Origin of the sequence: Acetobacter cibinongensis (assembly GCF_000963925.1) — a bacterium.
GTDB classification, from domain to species: Bacteria; Pseudomonadota; Alphaproteobacteria; order Acetobacterales; family Acetobacteraceae; genus Acetobacter; species Acetobacter cibinongensis.
The window spans coordinates 1-4,006 of record NZ_BAMV01000037.1; the positions used below are offsets into that span (position 1 = coordinate 1).

At 54.9% G+C, this 4,006-nt stretch carries 5 protein-coding genes and 2 pseudogenes; 2 read left to right on the forward strand and 5 right to left on the reverse strand.

What is annotated here, in order from left to right:
* The first annotated feature begins 134 nt into the window (after window positions 1–134).
* Window positions 135–716, forward strand: a complete 582-nt coding sequence (locus Abci_RS12945) for a DJ-1/PfpI family protein (RefSeq protein WP_048839599.1) — start codon at window positions 135–137, stop codon at window positions 714–716.
* Window positions 717–748: 32 nt separating this feature from the next.
* Complete coding sequence (locus tag Abci_RS12950; protein ID WP_048839600.1) at window positions 749–1,072, forward strand: ribbon-helix-helix domain-containing protein; 324 nt, start codon at window positions 749–751, stop codon at window positions 1,070–1,072.
* A 122-nt stretch (window positions 1,073–1,194) separates the two neighbouring features.
* Here Abci_RS12950 and Abci_RS12955 read toward each other — a convergent pair.
* The 5 genes and pseudogenes from Abci_RS12955 to Abci_RS12975 all read right to left on the reverse strand — a co-directional run.
* Window positions 1,195–1,833, reverse strand: a pseudogene (locus tag Abci_RS12955) (IS701 family transposase); the annotation flags it as partial.
* Window positions 1,821–1,988 (reverse strand): annotated as a pseudogene (locus tag Abci_RS12960) (IS5/IS1182 family transposase); the annotation flags it as partial. The pseudogenes Abci_RS12955 and Abci_RS12960, both read right to left, overlap by 13 nt.
* 165 nt (window positions 1,989–2,153) lie before the next feature.
* Complete coding sequence (locus Abci_RS12965; protein ID WP_048839602.1) at window positions 2,154–3,227, reverse strand: hypothetical protein; 1,074 nt, start codon at window positions 3,225–3,227, stop codon at window positions 2,154–2,156.
* A 2-nt stretch (window positions 3,228–3,229) separates the two neighbouring features.
* Window positions 3,230–3,379: a type II toxin-antitoxin system RelE family toxin gene (locus Abci_RS12970; RefSeq protein WP_181015856.1), complete on the reverse strand. Its 150-nt coding sequence runs from the start codon at window positions 3,377–3,379 to the stop codon at window positions 3,230–3,232.
* Complete coding sequence (locus Abci_RS12975) at window positions 3,376–3,645, reverse strand: type II toxin-antitoxin system RelB/DinJ family antitoxin (RefSeq protein WP_244877691.1); 270 nt, start codon at window positions 3,643–3,645, stop codon at window positions 3,376–3,378. The genes Abci_RS12970 and Abci_RS12975 overlap by 4 nt, the downstream gene beginning before the upstream one ends.
* Between the last annotated feature and the right edge of the window lie 361 nt (window positions 3,646–4,006).

Genomic DNA, 4,006 nt, shown 5'->3' on the forward strand with positions numbered 1-4,006 from the left:
ATTAAGGTGTTGCGACGACCGGTTGAATCCGCCGGGTGACGGGACTGTGTGTCATTACCACCTATTACCCATGCTCCTTCTGCGTAAGGTAATAAGGAGTTTGTCTTTTGAACCCCGATCGTTAGGATGATCTCATGGCTGGTAAACGTATTCTTATGCTCGCAGGTGATTTTGTTGAAGATTACGAAATCATGGTGCCATTCCAGATGCTGCTGATGGTTGGGCATAAGGTGGATGTAGTGTCTCCGGGCAAGAAGTCCGGCGAACAGGTGGCAACGGCCATCCACGATTTTGAAGGCCATCAGACCTACACCGAAAAGCGCGGCCACAACTTCACGCTCAACGCCACCTATGTAGGCACGAAAGCGGAAGATTACGATGCGCTGGTTATTCCGGGTGGTCGTGCGCCTGAACAGCTCAGCACCGATGAGAGCGTGCTGGACCTGATCCGGGTCTTCGTGGCGGCTGACAAGCCGATTGCCGCCGTCTGCCACGGCTCGCAGCTTCTCGCCGCGGCCAATGTTATTTCCGGACGCAAGGTTTCTGCCTATCCGGCGTGTCGTGCTGAAATGATCCTGGCAGGCGCAGACTATCAGGCAATTGCGATCGATGAGGCTGTCACAGACGGCAAGCTCGTGACCGCGCCAGCATGGCCGGCACACCCGGCCTGGATCGGCCAGTTCCTGAAGGTTCTGGGCACGAAGATCGAAGCCTGATTGTGTTTTGCCCGTAGGGAGAAAGAGTAGCCATGTGTGAACTCTATGTTTGCGCCGACCCGATCTTTTATGAAAGCCGGACGCGATCTCTACGGATTCACGGTGTCGTCACCACGATCCGGCTGGAGAACTTGTTCTGGGATGTGCTGACGGAAATTGCCGCAGCAGACGGCATGACGGTCAACCAGCTTATCACGAAGCTCTCAGATGAAATTCTGGAGCTTCGGGGTGAACTGCCCAACATGGCGTCTTTCTTGCGCGTCAGTTGCCTGCGCTATCTGGATCGGGAGCGTCAGACCCAAGGCGTCCCGGGATCTGTGGCTGTTCAGCCCGTTCCGCTGCGAAAGGTCGGTTAAACCTTAGCACTACAGCTGCATTTTATGTCGTGAGTGAGCGCGGATAGCGCTGACCTGATGCGTTTGTCGAAAGACGGACCATCTGGGGAAGTGAGCGACGGGTAGTCTGCGTTGTACAAGTTTTACGACGAGGCGCCTGATTTCCTGAATGGACCAGCGGACAAGGACTGTCGTGTTCTGTGTTGTGTTTTTTCGGTTTCAATAAGTTTGCCTGATACCGGACACTGGCAATGACGGCATAGGCCAGCATGACCAGATGGACATGCGGATGCCAACCATGCCAGGAACGGGCCTCGTTATGATCAAGACCGAATTCGTTTTTGGCCGTCTCGAAACATTCTTCGATCCTCCAGCGCGTCCCTTCAACGTTCACGAGTTCCTGCATGGTTGTCCCTTTCGGGCACCAGGTCGTAAAATAGGCAAGGTCTCCATCGGCGATGTCGCCGACGCCATAGACGTTGTCTGCTGCAACCCAGCGGCAGGGCACACCGGCCTCAATATTCTGCTCAATCATCATCGAGGCTAACGCCGGTTTGGTTGCAAACACCACGTCATCGGGAACGTGGGCCTGCTTCAGGCGCTCAGACTTTGATGTCCAGTTTTTTTGGAAGATACAGGGCGCGGTCAATAAAGGCATGCCCCCGTTCCGAAACATAAGCGCCAAACACACCAATCTGGCAGTTCATGATCTTGCCGGCAGATCCCGTATACTGCCGCCCCACATCGCAGGACGCCTGACCCTTCTTCAGAAAACCGGTCTCCCGCCTTTGCTCCCAGTTGAATAGGCCAGAGCCTGCTCCAAATCAGGGCGGAACACTTCAAAATCCACAATCAGGGAAAAAGCTTCGAGCAGATCACCAAGCCCGTTCAATCGCGCAAGCCGCTCTCCAACATCAAAAAAGCCAGCCTGCTTCATGCTTAATGCCCCCAATCAACACAGGAGTAATGGAATCACAAAAGGCAGGCCCAAAACCAGAGGGTTCTTCGAACCCTCCAACCTGGCAATTAATGACCAGAGGCAGCTACATGCCGCTGCTTCATGGGTTGACCGTCTTCCGTTATCCTGACTGAACTTTTCTCCTTATTTTGCTCTAAAAATAACACTATCTGCAAACGCCATTGCCGTTTCTAGCGCCGTATAGTCAGGCTTCCATCGCGGCAACGGAGGAGGCGATTTTTCAACCACCCCAGTACCCTGATCGTCATGATCAGCCTCATCATCTAAACGAGGGCGCCCCCGCTTACGGCCTGAAACTGGTTTCTTCGGTATTCTGACGACTTCTTTGAGTGGCGCGAGGTCCTTCAGAGCAAAAAGACGCCGCGCGGCACGGTGCGTGACATCAATAACTAATCCACGCTCCAAAAACCGCTCCAGAAGGACGCAGGCAGCCTGAACCGAAACGGACAGCTGGGCGGCCAATGTTGTCGCAGAAATCACCGGATGGGCAGCAATAATGTCGATGGCCAAGGGCGCTTTGGAGTTGCGGCGCTGATCCCCGGCTTGCGCACGCGCACCACGCCATGACCGGTCCAACGTATGGATCATGTCTTTGACCCCAGCCGCCTCCCGCTCCAATGCGTTCAGCCATGCCGGTATCCAGCGCCGCTCATCCCAGGACGTTGCAGCACGAAATGCTGCGGCTCCCGTTATGGGATACAAGCCACTGAACACCCCTTCCTTCTGCCACAGGCGAACCAGCGCTCCCCGAAAAGGGGCGCGTGACCGACCGGCATCAATCCATTCCCGAAACGCCAGTGCGCTGCCCCACAACACACCTAGACGTCCAACTGGCACGGTCATACTGCTCAGCGCTTCGGTAACCTGCTCCTCCTGAAACGCTGATGCCCGGGCGAGCCACTGATACTGCTCAAAGGCATAACGCAACGCATCGACCTCGTTGCCCCGCTCGTACACATCCTGACCGCGGATGCGTGGACGCAGGCCCTCAAGGCTCGCTGCTAATTGCCAGGGGTCGATCATAAACCCATCTACGGCCGCGCACTGTCGGGCCGCTTCCAGCCGCACCCGAAACAACACAGCCTCACGCAAAGGGTGACGACGCAGCTGCTGGTCGAGTGCGCCAAATGTCAGGGCCGTACGGGTCAGTGCTGGCACCACGTCATCGGGGCGAGCGGCAAGACGTTCGATGCGCATGCTTAGAGCCGTTTGCCAGCCTGTGCATAAGCTCTGGACTTGTCGCGTTCCCCGATTGCCAGAACCTTCTTGAATTGCGCCTGAATCGTGCGGTCAAGACTGCGCCATTCCTTCAGGGCGCGAGGATCAAACTGGAGTGTGTAGCGGCTCACAGGTCATCCAGTGTCACCGTTACGGGCGCTTGCGGCGTCGCGAGGCGTTCGCGTGCAACCTGCAGCAGATCCGCATCCTCTGTGGAGAGGACATGGCGAGACACCGGCAGTTTTCCAGTCTCTACGACATATTCGAAGGTCTGGCGGATCAGGTCGGACGGTGTCACGCCCAGTTCCGCGAGACGGGCATAGGCCTGATCCTTCAGGAGGCTATCTATCCTCAGATTGATAGACGCCATACTGTTATCTCCTCTCCAGATGCACATAAAAATACGTCTTTACAAACGTGAAGGCAAGCATCTTGTATTCACTCTAAGTGGCCTATAACTTGAAACTCCCTTATTTTTTGATTTTTACCCCCTCCCCCGTTTTTATGTCCGATAACTTCTCTTGTCGGACATAAAAAATGCGGGCACAAATGTCGAAATTGTCGAAATTCCTTAATTAGGAGAACCCCTGTTTCCACGCAGATTAACCCCGCAAAAGTGTCCTTATTCAGGTTACAAGGTGTCCTTTAATTAGGTTAAAACAAGCCCTCTCTCCGCCGGGCTTGTTTCATTACGAGAATTTACTCCATGTCCACCTTGGGGGGGGTGACGTGCCCCCCGAAAATGTAACCATTTAAAA

Bases quoted from the DNA above. Each gene is read 5' to 3' on its own strand.
- Abci_RS12945 (WP_048839599.1), top strand. From the start codon at position 135: ATGGCTGGTAAACGTATTCTTATGCTCGCAGGTGATTTTGTTGAAGAT.
- Abci_RS12950 (WP_048839600.1), top strand. From the start codon at position 749: ATGTGTGAACTCTATGTTTGCGCCGACCCGATCTTTTATGAAAGCCGG.
- Abci_RS12965 (WP_048839602.1), bottom strand. From the start codon at position 3,227: ATGCGCATCGAACGTCTTGCCGCTCGCCCCGATGACGTGGTGCCAGCA.
- Abci_RS12975 (WP_244877691.1), bottom strand. From the start codon at position 3,645: ATGTGCATCTGGAGAGGAGATAACAGTATGGCGTCTATCAATCTGAGG.